The sequence below is a fragment of the Ruegeria jejuensis genome (assembly GCF_041537905.1).
Classification (GTDB): domain Bacteria; phylum Pseudomonadota; class Alphaproteobacteria; order Rhodobacterales; family Rhodobacteraceae; genus Ruegeria_C.
Window position 1 is genome coordinate 49,126 of record NZ_JBGRUO010000008.1, and the last position, 13,493, is coordinate 62,618.

Below are 13,493 nucleotides of genomic sequence, written 5' to 3' on the forward strand. Positions count from 1 at the left end.
TTGAATGGCCGCCAAAGACACCAACGACGACCGCAAGCCCGACGAACAGGAACCCGAAACATCGCTGGATATGAGCCAGGCCGCGATCAAGAAGATGATCGCCGAGGCCCGCGAGAAGGGATACATCACCTACGATCAGCTCAACCAGGTGCTGCCGCCCGATCAGGTCAGCTCTGAACAGATCGAGGATGTGATGTCGATGCTCTCCGAGATGGGCATCAATATCATCGAAGATGAAGAGGCCGAAGAGGAAGAACAGAAAGGCTCGACCGATCTGGTCACCACCGAGGGCGCGCGCGAAGTCACGCTGGCCAGTGCCGCGACCGAAAAGCTGGATCGTACCGATGATCCCGTCCGCATGTATCTGCGCGAGATGGGGTCTGTCGAACTGCTCAGCCGTGAGGGCGAGATCGCCATCGCCAAACGGATCGAGGCCGGGCGCAACACGATGATCGCAGGGCTCTGCGAAAGCCCGCTGACCTTCCAGGCGATCACGATCTGGCATGACGAACTTCTGTCCGAAGATATTCTGCTGCGCGATGTCATTGATCTTGAAACCACGTTTGGCAACCAGCTTGGGGATGAGGAAGAGGCCGAAGAACCGGTCGTCGCCCCTGCTGCCGCGCCTGTGGATGCGGCGAAACCGGCCAATACCGACAAGGGGCCGGAGCTGGATGCCGATGGCAACCCGATTGCGCAGGATGACGACGACGACGAGGACGAACAGGCCAACATGTCGCTGGCCGCGATGGAAGCGGCCCTGAAGGATCAGGTGCTGACCACGCTGGAGCGGATCTCGTCGGATTACGCGCAGCTCAGCGAGATGCAGGATAACCGGATCTCGGCCACGCTGAACGAGGATGGCTCGTTCAGCACGAAGGACGAGGACACCTATCAGGCGCTGCGTTCCGAGATCGTGGAACTGGTGAACGGGCTGCACCTGCATAACAACCGGATCGAAGCGCTGATCGACCAGCTTTATGGCATCAACCGCCGGGTGATGTCGCTGGACAGCGCGATGGTGAAGCTGGCCGATCAGGCCCGCATCAACCGCCGCGAATTCATCGACACCTATCGCGGACGCGAACTGGACCCGAACTGGCTGACCGAAATGGCCGAAAAGCCGGGCCGGGGCTGGCAGATGTTCATCGAACGCTCGACCGACAAGGTCGAGGAGCTGCGCGCCGACATGGCGCAGGTTGGTCAGTATGTGGGCCTCGACATCAGCGAATTCCGCCGCATCGTCCAGCAGGTGCAGAAGGGCGAGAAAGAGGCGCGTCAGGCCAAGAAGGAAATGGTCGAGGCGAACCTGCGTCTGGTGATCTCGATCGCCAAGAAATACACCAACCGTGGGCTGCAGTTCCTTGACCTTATTCAGGAAGGCAATATTGGCCTGATGAAGGCGGTGGATAAGTTCGAATACCGCCGCGGCTACAAGTTCTCGACCTACGCCACCTGGTGGATTCGTCAGGCGATCACGCGGAGTATCGCGGATCAGGCGCGCACCATCCGTATTCCGGTTCACATGATCGAAACGATCAACAAGCTGGTGCGCACCGGTCGCCAGATGCTGCACGAAATCGGTCGCGAGCCGACGCCGGAAGAACTGGCCGAAAAGCTGCAGATGCCGCTTGAGAAGGTCCGCAAGGTGATGAAGATCGCCAAGGAACCGATCTCTCTCGAAACGCCGATTGGCGATGAGGAAGACAGCCAGCTGGGCGATTTCATCGAGGACAAGAATGCCGTGCTGCCGCTGGACAGCGCCATTCAGGAAAACCTCAAGGAAACCACGACCCGTGTGCTGGCCTCGCTCACCCCGCGCGAGGAACGCGTTCTACGGATGCGCTTTGGCATCGGCATGAACACCGACCACACGCTGGAGGAGGTCGGCCAGCAGTTCAGCGTGACCCGCGAACGTATCCGCCAGATCGAGGCCAAGGCTCTGCGCAAGCTCAAGCATCCCAGCCGGTCGCGCAAGCTGCGGTCTTTCCTGGATCAGTAAGCAGAGATCACATCGCTAACCATCTGAACCCGCTGGGAAACCGGCGGGTTTTTTGTGGCGCCGGACAACGTGGCTGACAAGAGTGTGACGGACCATGTCCGCGTGGGGCGAAACAGCTATCTTTGAAACAGTAAAGATCAAACAGGATGTTTCGCCATGAAAAAACTCTTCCTTCCCGCTGCACTCGCTGTTGTTGCACAAACTGCTTTGGCTTCGGGGGAAACCCCGGACTTTGTGTTCGACCGGGTTAACATCAATCAGGTGAATTCCAACGTCTTCGAAGCCATTCCAAGAGGCGCGACGAATACCGACCGCATCTGGTGTGCGGCATCGGAGTATGCGGTGCGGCGTTTGGGGGCAGACTGGCAGCAAGAGCTCTATGTGGAACGCGGTTATGGTCGGAGCGAAACCACCGGCAGGCTAACGTCGATCCAATTCACTCTTGAACCCTCGGCCACCGGCGTCACGCCGAGGGATCGCGGGTTTGGATTTCAACCCGGTTCCAATGTGTCAATCCAGTTGGCGAATACGCGATGCGGACAGATCCCGTTCCGCACGAACTAGGCCGACGGAGCTGTCTTAATCGTCGCTCAGGCGAGATGCCCCTGGCTCATAAGCGATCAAGAGGGCGGCCGCAGGGCCACCCCTTCGCTAGCGGAATTTTCGCAATGAGACTATGTGCCTAGCATGCAATCCAAGCTATCTTACACTCAAGGATTGATAGTGAGGGCTCTGAAACGATGCGATATTTGGCCTTGGCGGGGCTTGTGCTTGCCTCCGCATGTGATGTTGGAACCGGGGAAGCACCGAAATATGCCTTCGTTTCTCCGTATGGACCACGTGTGAATCCGGTCAATGCCAACGAGTTCGAGGTGATCCTAAACGCCGGTGGCGCCTTTGATGGCTATTGGTGTGGCGCCTCGGAATATGCGCGCCGCAAACTCGGTGCAACTTGGTCGGACCGCGTCTATGTCGCCAGCCCGATCAGCCAAAGTGTCACCACCGACCGGCGCTCGGCGGTCCGCTTTACGCTTGATCCTGCGGCGCTGGGGATTACGCCGACCAACGAGACCTTTCAGATCGGTTTCAATGTAGGCGACAACATGTCCATCACGCAGGCAGATATGCGTTGTAGCACTGCGCGCCCCTTCACCATCGGAGGAAGAGGCTGACCTCTGACCAGGATATGCAATGCTTTGATTCAAAATGCGCTCCATCTCGGGAACAGAAACGCAGGTGATCCGGGAACTAGAGATCAAGACGCGTGGGCAGGGCCTTTATGAGGTGACGGGGCAGGTGCGCGACGCCTTGACCGGCGGCGGCGATGGGGTGCTGACCCTGTTCGTGCGCCATACTTCCTGTTCGCTGCTCATTCAGGAAAATGCCGACCCCGAAGTTCAGACCGATCTGAAAGCCTTCTTTCAACGGCTGGTACCGCCCTCGGATCATCCGTCGATGTCGTATCTGCGCCACACCTATGAGGGGCCCGACGATATGCCCGCCCATATCAAGGCGGCGCTGTTGCCGGTGAGCCTGCAAATCCCGGTTTCGAGCGGGGTGCCAATGCTGGGCACGTGGCAGGGCGTTTATCTGTTCGAACACCGCGACGCACCGCATCAACGCCGGATTGCGCTTCATTTCGGCTGAAACCACACCATAATCTAGCGGTGCATTTTTCCGGCTACCCAAAATGCAGAGGGTATCCTATAGTTGTGGATAAGTGGGCCGAAGCGCTCACAATTCGAGGCGGAAATACAAGTCAAGACAACGAGGGAGACGGCGAATGCGCTGCCCGTTTTGCGGAAATATCGACACTCAGGTCAAGGATTCCAGACCGGCGGAGGATCACGTTTCGATCCGGCGGCGGCGCTTCTGCCCGGCCTGTGGCGGCCGGTTCACCACCTATGAGAGGGTGCAACTGCGCGATCTGGTGGTTATCAAATCCAACGGCAAACGCGAGGATTTCGACCGCGACAAGCTGGAGCGCTCGATCCGCATTTCGATGCAGAAACGCCCGATTGAGCCCGACCGTATCGACCAGATGATCTCGGGCATTGTGCGGCGGCTGGAAAGCATGGGCGAGACGGATATTCCTTCGAACCGGATCGGCGAGATCGTGATGGAGGCATTGGCCCGGATCGACACCGTGGCCTATGTGCGCTTTGCCAGCGTTTACAAGAACTTCCAGGCGGCGGATGACTTCGAGGAATTCGTTCACGAGCTACGCCCGCCAAGCCCCCCCAGCGAAGAATGACGTCACCAGACGAAAGATATGTGGCGTTGGCCCTGTCCTTGGGCCGACGCGGTCAGGGTATGACATGGCCCAACCCTTCGGTCGGTTGCGTGATCGTGCGCGAAGGGCGTGTCGTCGGGCGTGGCTGGACCCAGCCCGGCGGGCGACCTCATGCCGAGACCGAGGCGCTGGCGCAGGCGGGTGGGGCCGCGCGCGGTGCCACCGCTTATGTTTCCTTGGAACCCTGCGCCCATCAGGGCAAGACGCCCCCTTGTGCTCAGGCGTTGATCGATGCGGGCGTCGCACGGGTTGTCGCGGCGGTCGAGGATAGCGATGCACGTGTGGCAGGGCAGGGTTTTGCGATGCTGCGCGCGGCAGGGGTCACCGTAGATACCGGTGTTCTGGATCAGCAGGCGATGCGCGATCATGCGGGTTTTTTTATGCGCACCGAACAGGGGCGTCCGCTGGTCACGCTTAAGCTGGCCAGCAGCTTTGATGGCCGGATCGCCACCGCTACGGGACAGAGCAAATGGATCACCGGGCCAGAGGCACGCCGCGCCGTGCATGCGATGCGCGCGCGCCATGACGCGGTGATGGTCGGCGCAGGAACGGTGCGGGCAGATGATCCGTCTTTGACCGTGCGTGATCTGGGCATTGCGCAACAGCCGGTGCGGGTCGTCGTCTCTCGCCATCTGGACCTGCCCTTGATGAGCCAGTTGGCTCGCAGCGCCGCCGAACATCCGGTCTGGCTCTGCCATGGGCCGGGCGCCGATCACGAGCGCATGCTGGCCTGGGAGAGGCTAGGCGCAAAGCTGGTGCCCTGCGCAGTGCATGGCACCCAGCTTGACGCTGCTGATCTGTTACAACAACTGGGCTCGGCCGGGTTGACGCGGGTGTTCTGCGAGGGTGGCTCGGCGCTTGCAGCGTCGCTGCTGGCTGATGATCTGGTTGACGAGTTCGTGGGCTTTGGCGCGGGGCTTGCCATCGGAGCCGAGGGGCTGCCGGCGATTGGCGCGATGGGGCTGGACCGGCTTGAGGATGCGCCCCGCTTCACCCTGTCGGAAACCCGACAGATCGGCGCAGATATCCTGCACCGGTGGACGCGTGCGTTGAAGTAAGGCGTTCGGAACACAACAAATGCGCCTTATCGCCAATGTCCCGAGCGCGCGCAGCATGACAGGGTATTGGCGATTCGAGTTTTTTCCGAACGCCCTGACTCCTCAGCGCCAATAGGGCGCATAGGTCGCAAAGACACCTTGCAGTTTTGACAGCAACCGGTTTGCCAGACCCGGATGCGGAATGTCGCCGCTGGCCAGCCGGTCGACGGCCACCTCGACCGGGCAGGGCAGGCCGGTCACCGGGTCACGATAGCGCGGGTAGTCGATCAGAACCGCATGGACCAACCCCATCAGGTCGGGCCGCGCGCCGCGCCGCGCCGGAACCGGCCCCAGATCCTCGGTCAGGCCCCAGCCCGCATAAAACGGCGCGCCCAGCGTGGTCACCTTGACGCTACGCAAGAGCGCCTCGAACCCCATGAGCGAGGTCATGGTCCAGAGCTCGTCCACCTGTGCCAACAGGGTCGCCGGGTCACTCTGCTCGGCCACCAGATCGGCCAGGCCCGTGGCGTCGAGCTTGCCCGCGCGCAGCCCCGCCTCGACATCCGGGTGCGGTTTGTAGATCAGGACCGCATCGGGACGAGCGGCGCGCGCGGCTTGCAGCAGGTCCAGATTGGTCCGCACCAGCTCTGTTCCCTGCAGGATCGAGGCATCGTCCTCGACCTGTCCCGGCACCAGAATGCGATGCCCCGCTGGCAGGTCCGGCCGGTCCCCCGCCAGATTGTATTTGGTCACGCCATCGCTGATCAGCCGCGCGACCAGCCGCTCGGCCCGCCTGCGCTCGCCATCGCTCAGGTTCTCGCGCCGCGCGATCATTTCTTCCAGATCAGAAGGGCGCTTGGGGTCGTAATAGATGCCACTGTTATCCGTCACTAGCGACAGCGGTGGCACCAGTTCTGCGCCCAGACCGCGCGAGCGCAGAAAGCCGTCTTCGACTAGGGTGGCGTCGGTATCCGTGCCCGCTTTCGAGGCCCAGATCATGCGCGGGCGGGTGTCGCCCTGAGGGCGGGTTTCGGCAAAACTGACCTTGCCATGGCTGCCGAAGGCCCGCCGGATGGCCGGGCGTTTCCACAGCCGCATGCCCGAGGCGATCCAGCCGTGATGGTCCTGCCGCCAGGCCCGCGCCTGAGCCTCCATCATGTCCAGCGCGCATTCCAGATCGCAGAGCCGGTCGCGGCAAGGGTCGTACCAGATTGGATAGAGGATCATTGCGGCGGCAAAAAGCTGCGCGCGCGTCAGCTTGCGTTCGCGTCTGGGAACCGGATTTTCATCCAGCGTCAGGCCCCAGCCCGCATAGAAAGGCGTGCCGAAGATGCGCGGTTTGTGCCCCGCCAATATGGCCTCGAACCCCAGTTGCGACGACAGCGTGTAGACGCCCACCGCCCCCTCCAGCAGCGACCAGGGGCTGATCGGCTGATCCAGCAGGCTGACGCGGTGATTTTCGTCCGCCTCCGAGTAATAGCCGCCGCGATAGCCCGCAGTGGTTTCAGGATGGGTCTTGATGATCACCCGCGCTCCGGGATGTTCCTCTTGCGCAAAGACCAGCATCTCGCGGAACAGCGCGTCATTGCCGCCGCTGGCCCGAACCGAGGCATCGTCGCGGGTCTGGTCCACCACCAGCACATAGCCGGGATCGGGCGGGACCAGCGAAGGATCGACGGCGCAATATTTGCTCAGATGCAGGGCGCGCATGCGGGCGATTGCATCGCGCGCGCGGTTGAGAAGCGCTGTGTCATCCAGCGGATGCGTGGTCAGCAGACCCTCCAGATCGGACGGGATCGTGGCATCGAAATGCACGCCCGCGCGATCAAGGTTGAGACCGATGGGCGGTTCCCCGGCGCGGCCCGGATGAAGCGAGCGCAGAAAGCTGTCCTCGACCCGCAAGAGTGGCGCGCCCCGGCGCGCGGCGATCGCCTTGCCGCGATGGGCGGTTGGGCTGTCGCCCCAGATACCGACCAGATCATCCGCACCCGGCAGTCCGACCCGGATGTCATAACCGGCCAGCGACAGAATGCGGCGCTCCCGGCGCTGGGTCAGGAAGCCAAAGTTGTAAACAAACAATCGGTGGCGATCGCCACCGGTTGCCTGTTCAAATTCTGAGTTCACCAGATCAGTTCGTCAGCGTCTTGACGTTTGCAAAGGGTGTCAGGCCACCTGCGATGAGCGAGATCGCCTTGGTCCATTGCGCATAGGGCGCTTCGGTCACATAAAGCGTATCCTCGTCCCGGATCACGAAATCCCGCGCCAGGAACAGCCCGTTGGGTTCAGTCAGGTTCAGCACATAGACCATGCGTTGCGCGCCCTGAAGATCGTTGCGACCCAGAACCTGTCCCGCAATTTCGGCCGGCTCGTTGCGCAGGACAAACACGCCCGTCGGATCCGAGGCGGAAGAGACAAGCCCGCCGATCTGAGCGATCGCTTCCAGCGCTGACAGGTCCTGTGTCTCGAACGGGACACGCGCCTGGCTCTGGGTCGCGCCGAGTGCGGTGAATGTACGGTCGTCTTCTTCGACCAGAATGCGATCACCGCCGCGCAGCGCCACGTCCAATTCGGGATGCTGAAACAAGTCCTGATACCAGATCTTGCCTTTCTGGCGCCCGCGAATGACGGTTACTTGGGCAATTTCAGGCTCGATGACGATGCCGCCCGCCTGTGCCAGCATGGCAGACAGGGTGCGCGTCGGGCGTTCGATGGGAAAGACACCTTGCGCCCCAACCGATCCGGTGACCGAGACGGTTGCACCATCACCTGCCAGCCGTCGCACTTCGACTTGCGGGTCTGGTGTCTGTTCCTCCAGTTTTGCAGTGATCTCCTGGCGCAGCTGATTGGGCGTGCTGCCCGAGGCACGCACGCGTCCAGCATAGGGCACGAAGATAAACCCATCGCTGTCAACCTGCACCTCTTCCAGAGGGGTCGAGTTGCTGACCTCGCCCGAAAGCAGCCCGTCATCGACGTTTTCCCAGATGGTCAGGCCCAGAACGTCACCGGGGCGAATCGTGTCAGAGGTGAGCTGCGATGCCGACTTGAAGCTGTCGGAAAACCCAAGCGCAGGCACCACGGCGGTTGCGCGCGTAACGCGGTCGTTGACCGCCACGACAAAAGAATCGCCCTCATTTTGCACCGAACCCGCAAAGATCTGGCTTTTGCTTGGCCCAGAACGGGGCAGCGAGCAAGACGCCACCAGACCCAGAACAGCCAGCAACGCAATGGGTTTCGCCCAGCGATTGGTAATGGAATTCACTGTCGGTCTCCTCGACCCTTTTGGTAGGCCTGCCTCGGGTTTCGGGCAAGCTAGCGAAATCGAGCGTCAATTTCCAGAGGCCGCGGGTGCGACAGTCAGTTCACCAGACGTAACTGTTGCTGCGGGGCCGCGTTTCCCGCTTTCAGCATTTCATAGGGATCGCCGGGTGCCAGCATCATGTCGACCACCTGTCGCAGCAATTGCTGACGTCCCTTGCGGGCGTAGTAGCCGCCGGGCACCTGGCTGGTTTCCAGCAGATATCGCCGATAGCAGCGATAAGCGTCCTTGTCGGGGCGCGCGGGGCCCTCGAAGAACGCCGCCAGCGGCTGATCCGAAACGAATTCGGGCTTTGCATAGACCGCCGTGCCGAAGATTTTCAGCGGTATGCCACGCCACAGCACCTGCTGCCCCGAGGTGGAATTGACCGTGACCGCACTTCGCGCGTGATCCAGCAACTGCGCCAGCTTGCCGCCGCGCACATAATGCACCCGCGCGCCGATCCCGTGTTCGCGGGCCAGCCGCCGAACCTCCTGGCGCAGCGGGACGCGGTCATTTTCGAGCGGATGCGCCTTGATCACCAGATGATGATGGCCCGGTGCACCTTCGGCGAAGCCCTTGAACAGGGCGTCGAGAAACTCGGTCATGCGGGCGAAGGGCGAGTGGTTCTGAAACGAGCTGTCCTGCTCAAGTTGCAACAGGGCAAGGTGATAGGGAAACCCGCCGCCGCGCACACGCAACGTGGCGATGCGGCGCTCAATCGCGTGAACCGGCATCAGCAGCAACCGTTTCAGGTAGAGCTTGAACTCAGTCGTCACCGGAAACTCGCGATGGGGTTGGAAGTTCCGGTAGCGGCGGTTTCTGAACATGACGAACCAATGGTACAGCGCGCCATAAAAGATGTGCTCGCGCATATCGCCCCAATGGGCGGGCGGCGGCGGAGAATCATGATCGGAGTGATCCAGATCGTCCTGCATCTGCGCCACGCTCATGTGCATGAGCCGCGAATGACCGTTCGAGCCGTCGCGCTCATAGGTCACCCAATAGGGGCGCAGATAGCCTTCTTCGAACACATGCACTTTCACCCCCCGCGCACGGGCGATCCGGATGGCGTTTGCGTGGATCGGGCGGGCATCGCCATAGAGCACGACATCGGTCACCCCGTGCCGATCCAGCAGCGCGCTCAGCGCATCGGGCCAGTCTGCAAGGGTTCCGCGATAGGGAATGTAACGCGCCGCGTGACGCCAGAAGGCCTGGTCGCCCGCATTGAAGCCCACGCGCCAGGTTTCGGCGCCGGTGGCGCGCAGCATCCGGGCAAGGCTGTGGAAGAACGGGCCATGCGGACCTTGCAGGAACAGGAACACGCGCCGTGCTTTCGGCGGCGTGGCATTGTCCTGTTTTTCGGCCTCATGGATCATCTGCGTGATACTGCTCTGTCTTTTGGTCGAAACTATGACCAGAACCGCACTTGCAGGCAAGCGGGGGCTTGCCCGTTGCGCGGTGCGTCGTTAGGTCAGCAGTAAGGCAAACACGCAGAGGTTTCGAAAATGTTCACGGGTATCGTCACAGATGTGGGCACGGTCATCGAACTGGATCAGCAGGGCGACCTGCGGGCGCGTATCCGGACAGGCTATGACACGGCGGGGATCGATATCGGCGCCTCGATCGCGAGCGACGGTGTCTGCCTGACGGTGATCGCGCTCGGTGAGGATTGGTACGACGTGCAGATCAGCGCCGAGACCGTGTCAAAGACAAACCTCGGTACGTGGAAGGTCGGCAAGCGCGTCAACCTGGAGCGCGCGCTCAAGGTGGGTGACGAGTTGGGTGGGCATATTGTGTCGGGCCATGTGGATGGCGTGGCCGAGGTGATCGCGGTCGAGGATGAGGGCGACAGCACGCGCGTTACCTTCCGCGCGCCGGACGATCTGGCGCGGTTCATTGCGCCCAAGGGCTCGGTCGCGCTCAACGGTACCTCGCTGACGGTAAACGATGTGCAGGGGGCCGAGTTCGGCATCAACTTCATCCCGCATACCAAAGAGGTCACGACATGGGGCGAGGTTGGCACCGGCGATTACATCAATCTTGAGATCGACACACTGGCACGCTACGTCGCGCGGCTGAACGAGGTCGGCTGAACCGCGTCAGGCAGCTTGCCGCGCATCCGGGCGACGTCTATCAAGGCTGAACAGAGGCAAGGCTCAGGCAGGGCAGGGACAATATGCGCATTCTTCTGACAAATGATGACGGCATCAACGCGCCGGGTCTCGCCGTTCTGGAAGAGATCGCCGCCGAGATCGCTGGCCCTGAAGGTGAGGTCTGGGTCGTGGCGCCCGCATTCGAGCAATCGGGCGTGGGACATTGCATCAGCTACACCCGCCCGATGATGGTCATCAAGCTGGAAGACCGCCGCTATGCCGCCGAGGGCAGCCCGGCGGATTGCGTCATGGTGGCCGCGCATGACGTGATGAAGGACATAGCGCCTGACCTTGTGCTGTCTGGTGTGAATCGGGGCAACAATGCCGGTGAGAACACGCTTTATTCCGGCACGATCGGCGCCGCGATGGAGGCGGCGCTGCAGGGTCTGCCCGCCATCGCGCTGTCGCAATTCTATGGCCCTGAAAATCGCGACCTTGAGGACCCGTTCGAGGTGGCACGCAAACATGGCGCGCGGGTGGTCCGGTCCATTCTGGACAACAGCCCGCCCGATGATGGCAGCTATCGGCTGTTCTATAACGTCAACTTTCCGCCGGTGCCTGCGGAAGGTCTGGCGGGTATCCGCGTGGTGCCGCAGGGCTATCGTCCGCATGCGCGCTTTTCGGTCATGCCGCAGAATTCGCCCTCAGGCCGCCGGTTCCTTTGGATACAAGGGGGGGACCAGCGCGAGCGGAGCGAGCCGGGCACTGATGTCTCCGCCAATCTCGATGGCTATATCTCGGTCACGCCGATGCGCGCCGATCTGACCGCCCATGACCAACTGCAGGCGCTGAAAGCGATCGAATGAGCGGACCCGACGCCGAAACCAAGATGCAGTTCCTCTATCACCTGCGCTCGCGCGGGGTGACGGATGCGAAGGTGCTGGCCGCGATGGAAGAAATCGATCGCGGCCCCTTTGTGCGCGGTCTGTTCACCGGGCGCGCCTATGAGGACATGCCGCTGCCGATTGCCTGCGGGCAGACCATCAGCCAGCCCTCGGTGGTGGGGATCATGACCCAGGCGCTGGAGCTGACACCGCGCGACAAGGTGCTGGAGGTAGGGACGGGCTCGGGCTATCAGGCTGCGGTTCTGGCCCGGCTGGCACGGCGGGTCTATACGATCGAGCGCCATGCGCGGCTGGTGCGCGAGGCGATGCAGCTGTTTCACGAGCTCGATCTGGTCAATATCACCGCCATCGTCGGCGATGGATCGCATGGTTTGCCCGAACAGGCCCCCTTTGACCGCATCATTGTGACCGCAGCCGCCGAAGATCCGCCCGGCCCGCTCTTGGCGCAACTCAAGATCGGGGGTATCATGGTGGTGCCGGTCGGTCAGTCCGATGCGGTTCAGACGTTGATCCGGGTGCGCCGGACGGATGCGGGCTACGACTATGACGAGCTGCGCCCGGTGCGCTTCGTGCCCTTGCTGGAAGGGCTGGGAAAAGACGGCTGAACCGGGTAGGGCAGACCCGGTAGATCAAGCCTCCGGTCAACAGGGGGCGCGGATTTTGAGGATTGAGATATGGCAGTACCCTTTGTCGGTTCCCGTATGCGCTGGCCGCTGGCCATCGCTGCAACGGGGCTCCTTGCGGCCTGCGAAGGGCCGCTGGATTATGATCTGCGCGGCCAGGTCGGGGCGTTCAACACCACCGAAGCCGCCCAGAACGTCAACACGCAGGCCCGCCCCAGCCCCGATAGCCGGGGCGTGATCTCATACCCGACTTATCAGGTTGCGGTGGCGCGGCGCGGTGACACCGTCACCTCGTTGTCGAACCGGATCGGGGTGCCGCCCGGCGAAGTGGCGCGGTTCAACGGGCTCAACGCCAATGACAAGCTGCGCGATGGCGAGGTTGTGTCGCTGCCGCGCCGGGTTGCCGAACCCGCGCCGGGCACCGGCAATGTGGATATCGCCACGCTGGCCGGGTCCGCCATCGATCAGGCCCCGGACACCACGCCGGTGCAGACCACCACGCTGGCCCCGGCCAAACCCGCTACAGCGGCCGCTCCGGCGGGCCCGGAACCGATCCGCCACAAGGTCAAACGCGGCGAGACCGCCTATACCGTCTCACGGCTCTATCAGGTGCCGGTCAAATCGCTGGCCGAATGGAACGGGCTTGGCCCCGATTTCGCCATCCGCGAGGGCCAGTTCCTGTTGATCCCGGTCAAGGATCAGCCCGCGCCGATCCCGGTTGCGGTGGCAACCACTACAACAGCGGTTAGCGGGCCGGGGCAGGGCAGCCCGACCCCGACACCGCCCAGCTCGACCACGGCACTGCCGGATGAGAAAATTTCTGCCAAGGCACCGGAGACGCCGGATGTGTCGTTGTCTGAACAAGCCACGAACAGCTCTGCCCGCCTGGGCTATCCGGTGACCGGCAAGATCATCCGGACCTATGCCAAGGGCAAGAACGAGGGCATCGATATTGCCGCCGCCCCGGGCACCGCCGTTCTGGCCGCCGAGGCGGGCACCGTGGCCGCAATCACCGCGGATGCCGATGAGGTGCCGATCATCGTTGTGCGCCACAAGAACAACCTGCTAACGGTCTATGCCAATGTGGCCGATATCGAGGTTCAAAAGGGCGACAGGGTAAAACGTGGCCAGAAGGTTGCTCAGTTGCGCAGCGGCAATGACGCCTATGTGCATTTCGAAGTGCGCGAAGGGTTCGAAAGCGTCGATCCCGGACCCTATCTGAAGTGATACGGGCGCCCGGCG

13 protein-coding genes are annotated in these 13,493 nt (G+C 62.2%); 10 read left to right on the forward strand and 3 right to left on the reverse strand.

The features are described 5' to 3' along the window. Positions 1-4: 4 nt before the first annotated feature. The 6 genes from rpoD to ribD all read left to right on the forward strand — a co-directional run bounded on the left by rpoD (position 5) and on the right by ribD (position 5,353). Positions 5-2,002, forward strand: coding sequence for an RNA polymerase sigma factor RpoD (rpoD, locus tag AB1E34_RS11210; RefSeq protein ID WP_372572433.1), 1,998 nt, complete (start codon positions 5-7; stop codon positions 2,000-2,002). Positions 2,003-2,158: 156 nt separating this feature from the next. Continuing rightward, positions 2,159-2,566 (forward strand): hypothetical protein, encoded by a 408-nt coding sequence (locus tag AB1E34_RS11215; protein ID WP_372572434.1) that lies wholly within the window; start codon positions 2,159-2,161, stop codon positions 2,564-2,566. Between the two features lie 278 nt (positions 2,567-2,844). Next, positions 2,845-3,174: a hypothetical protein gene (locus AB1E34_RS11220; protein WP_372572435.1), complete on the forward strand. Its 330-nt coding sequence runs from the start codon at positions 2,845-2,847 to the stop codon at positions 3,172-3,174. A gap of 34 nt (positions 3,175-3,208) precedes the next feature. Beyond that, positions 3,209-3,649 (forward strand): secondary thiamine-phosphate synthase enzyme YjbQ, encoded by a 441-nt coding sequence (locus AB1E34_RS11225; protein ID WP_372572436.1) that lies wholly within the window; start codon positions 3,209-3,211, stop codon positions 3,647-3,649. A 136-nt stretch (positions 3,650-3,785) separates the two neighbouring features. Further along, positions 3,786-4,256, forward strand: a complete 471-nt coding sequence (gene nrdR / locus AB1E34_RS11230) for a transcriptional regulator NrdR (RefSeq protein ID WP_372572437.1) — start codon at positions 3,786-3,788, stop codon at positions 4,254-4,256. Continuing rightward, positions 4,253-5,353 (forward strand): bifunctional diaminohydroxyphosphoribosylaminopyrimidine deaminase/5-amino-6-(5-phosphoribosylamino)uracil reductase RibD, encoded by a 1,101-nt coding sequence (ribD, locus tag AB1E34_RS11235; RefSeq protein ID WP_372572438.1) that lies wholly within the window; start codon positions 4,253-4,255, stop codon positions 5,351-5,353. The genes nrdR and ribD overlap by 4 nt, the downstream gene beginning before the upstream one ends. A gap of 102 nt (positions 5,354-5,455) precedes the next feature. On the opposite strand, the gene AB1E34_RS11240 is transcribed toward ribD, so the two are convergent. The 3 genes from AB1E34_RS11240 to AB1E34_RS11250 form a co-directional block, all read right to left on the reverse strand. Continuing rightward, the gene (locus AB1E34_RS11240) at positions 5,456-7,456 is read right to left on the reverse strand and encodes a capsule polysaccharide biogenesis protein (protein WP_372572439.1); all 2,001 of its coding nucleotides are present in this window, start codon (positions 7,454-7,456) and stop codon (positions 5,456-5,458) included. Positions 7,457-7,460: 4 nt separating this feature from the next. Then, complete coding sequence (locus AB1E34_RS11245; protein WP_372572568.1) at positions 7,461-8,582, reverse strand: polysaccharide biosynthesis/export family protein; 1,122 nt, start codon at positions 8,580-8,582, stop codon at positions 7,461-7,463. A 104-nt stretch (positions 8,583-8,686) separates the two neighbouring features. Continuing rightward, positions 8,687-10,006 (reverse strand): capsule polysaccharide biogenesis protein, encoded by a 1,320-nt coding sequence (locus tag AB1E34_RS11250; protein WP_372572440.1) that lies wholly within the window; start codon positions 10,004-10,006, stop codon positions 8,687-8,689. 129 nt (positions 10,007-10,135) lie between these two features. On the opposite strand from AB1E34_RS11250, the gene AB1E34_RS11255 reads away from it, so the two are divergent. The 4 genes from AB1E34_RS11255 (at position 10,136) to AB1E34_RS11270 (ending at position 13,478) form a co-directional block, all read left to right on the forward strand. Continuing rightward, on the forward strand, positions 10,136-10,723 hold the full coding sequence (locus tag AB1E34_RS11255) for a riboflavin synthase (RefSeq protein ID WP_372572441.1): 588 nt from the start codon (positions 10,136-10,138) through the stop codon (positions 10,721-10,723). 83 nt (positions 10,724-10,806) lie between these two features. After that, positions 10,807-11,589 (forward strand): 5'/3'-nucleotidase SurE, encoded by a 783-nt coding sequence (gene surE, locus AB1E34_RS11260; protein ID WP_372572442.1) that lies wholly within the window; start codon positions 10,807-10,809, stop codon positions 11,587-11,589. Beyond that, a complete protein-coding gene (locus AB1E34_RS11265; RefSeq protein ID WP_372572443.1) occupies positions 11,586-12,233 on the forward strand; it encodes a protein-L-isoaspartate(D-aspartate) O-methyltransferase in 648 nt (215 codons plus the stop codon). The genes surE and AB1E34_RS11265 overlap by 4 nt, the downstream gene beginning before the upstream one ends. A 69-nt stretch (positions 12,234-12,302) precedes the next feature. Next, positions 12,303-13,478, forward strand: coding sequence for a peptidoglycan DD-metalloendopeptidase family protein (locus tag AB1E34_RS11270; RefSeq protein ID WP_372572444.1), 1,176 nt, complete (start codon positions 12,303-12,305; stop codon positions 13,476-13,478). The last annotated feature ends 15 nt before the right edge of the window (positions 13,479-13,493 follow it).

Excerpts from the sequence above, each read along its gene's own strand:
- rpoD (WP_372572433.1), top strand. The coding sequence starts at position 5 with ATGGCCGCCAAAGACACCAACGACGACCGCAAGCCCGACGAACAGGAA.
- AB1E34_RS11215 (WP_372572434.1), top strand. The coding sequence starts at position 2,159 with ATGAAAAAACTCTTCCTTCCCGCTGCACTCGCTGTTGTTGCACAAACT.
- AB1E34_RS11225 (WP_372572436.1), top strand. The coding sequence starts at position 3,209 with ATGCGCTCCATCTCGGGAACAGAAACGCAGGTGATCCGGGAACTAGAG.
- nrdR (WP_372572437.1), top strand. The coding sequence starts at position 3,786 with ATGCGCTGCCCGTTTTGCGGAAATATCGACACTCAGGTCAAGGATTCC.
- ribD (WP_372572438.1), top strand. The coding sequence starts at position 4,253 with ATGACGTCACCAGACGAAAGATATGTGGCGTTGGCCCTGTCCTTGGGC.
- AB1E34_RS11250 (WP_372572440.1), bottom strand. The coding sequence starts at position 10,006 with ATGATCCATGAGGCCGAAAAACAGGACAATGCCACGCCGCCGAAAGCA.
- AB1E34_RS11255 (WP_372572441.1), top strand. The coding sequence starts at position 10,136 with ATGTTCACGGGTATCGTCACAGATGTGGGCACGGTCATCGAACTGGAT.
- surE (WP_372572442.1), top strand. The coding sequence starts at position 10,807 with ATGCGCATTCTTCTGACAAATGATGACGGCATCAACGCGCCGGGTCTC.
- AB1E34_RS11265 (WP_372572443.1), top strand. The coding sequence starts at position 11,586 with ATGAGCGGACCCGACGCCGAAACCAAGATGCAGTTCCTCTATCACCTG.
- AB1E34_RS11270 (WP_372572444.1), top strand. The coding sequence starts at position 12,303 with ATGGCAGTACCCTTTGTCGGTTCCCGTATGCGCTGGCCGCTGGCCATC.